The 1,992-nt window shown below is 68.4% G+C and carries 1 protein-coding gene; it reads left to right on the forward strand.

Going from position 1 to position 1,992, the window contains the following annotated elements; all coding sequences use genetic code 11:
- On the forward strand, positions 1-1,992 hold a 1,992-nt coding region (locus ACH5AC_RS38400), incomplete at both ends, for a type I polyketide synthase (protein WP_398866994.1).

A 1,992-nucleotide genomic window follows, 5' to 3' on the forward strand; every position in this document is an offset into this window, starting at 1 on the left:
ACCAACAACCACCACACCTACCTCAAAACCCTCGCCACCACCCACACCCACGGCCACCCCCTCAACTGGCCAACCATCAACCCCACACCCACCACACCACCCACCCCCCTCCCCACCTACCCCTTCCAACACAAGCCCTACTGGCTCACCCCCACCGACGACAACAGCAACCCTCTGTTCCGCCTACAGTGGACCGCGTTCTCCGAGCCAGCCACCGACTCGGTTTCGCTTCCCACCGGCACGATCGTCCTGGGCACCGCACATGTCGCACCGGGCGCGACACATCACGAGGATCTTGAGTCACTGTTCAGGGCGCTGGATGAGGGCGCGCCCGTTCCCGAACTCGTCATCACCCCGCTTGTCATTGATGACGCCGACGATCCGTCCACTCCCGCGTCGGCATACGAGGCGCTGCACCGAACGCTCGACCTACTCCAGAAGTGGCTGGCCGACGAGCGCCTCAACGACTCCCGTCTCGTACTGATCACTCGGCAAGCAGTCGCCACGCACAACCGGGAAGCGACCGACCTCACCCAAGCACCGCTTTGGGGACTCGCCCGCACCGCACAGACTGAGCACCCCGATCGGATCGTCCTCCTCGACGTCGACGCTACGGCCTCCAGTCACGCTGCCGTCGCCGCGGCCGTCGACACGGGTGAGCCGCAGGTCGCGGTGCGCGAAGGAACGGTGTACTACCTGCGTGTGACGGCTGACAAGGCCAAGTCCGAGGCGCTGTCGCTCACTTCGGACGGCACGGTGTTGATCACGGGCGGTACCGGCGCTCTGGGCGCACTCACCGCCCGCCACCTGGTCACCCGACACGGCATCACCCACCTCCTCCTCACCAGCCGACGCGGCCCCGACGCCCCCGGCGCCACCCAACTCCACGACGAACTCACCGCCCTCGGCGCCCACGTCACCATCACCGCCTGCGACACCACCGACCACACCGCCCTCGCCCACCTCCTCACCACCATCCCCGACACCCACCCCCTCACCGCCGTCATCCACACCGCAGGCACGGTCGACATGGCTCCGCTGCTGGAGCTGAGCCACGAGCAACTCGACACGGTGCTGCGCCCGAAGGTCGACGCCGCCTGGAATCTCCACGAGCTCACCCGCGACCTCGACCTCGACGCCTTCGTCCTGTACTCGTCGATCGCAGGTGTACTCGGCGCTCCCGGCCAGGCCAACTACGCGGCCGCCAACACCTACCTCGACGCCCTCGCCCATCACCGCCACACCCTCGGACTGCCCGCCACCAGCCTCGCCTGGGGCCCTTGGGCACACGAGGAAGGGATGATCCGCCATCTGTCGGAGAGCGCGATCGGGCAGATCACGCGTACGGGCTTTCCGCCGCTGTCCACGGGGCGAGCACTCGCGTTGTTCGACGAAGCGGTCGGCGGAGGCCGTTCCTCCAGGATCTGTGCCCGCCTCGACCCGGCCGCCCTCACGGCACAGGCCGAGCAGGGCGTGCTGCCCCCGCTTCTCGCCAGCCTCGTGCCGCAGGGATCGGCATCCGGCGACAGGTCGGGCCGGAAGTCCGCGAAGGACAACGCCTCAGCGTTCCAGAAGGAGTACGAGGCTCTCGACGCGAACGCCCGGCACGAGCGCCTGACCGAGCTCGTACGGACGACCACCGCGACCGTCCTCGCCCATCCCGACCCCGATGCGCTCGACCTCGGGCAGCCTTTCAAGGCCCTCGGCTTCGACTCCCTGACAACCGTTCAGCTCCGCAATCGGCTCAGCACCATCACCGGTCTACGACTGCCCACCACCCTCGCCTTCGACCACCCGACCCCCACCGGGCTCATCGACCACCTCCACACCCGGCTTTCCGGCAGCGACTCCCGTGCTCCTCAGGCTGTGACGGCCGTGCCTGCGGCCCTCGACGAGGCGGTGGCGATCGTGGGGATCGGGTGCCGTTTCCCCGGCGGTGTCACCACACCCGAGGAGCTGTGGGACCTGGTCGCGGAGGGACGGGACGCCATC

It is taken from the genome of Streptomyces sp. NPDC018693, assembly GCF_044391385.1.
Lineage (GTDB): Bacteria > Actinomycetota > Actinomycetes > Streptomycetales > Streptomycetaceae > Streptomyces.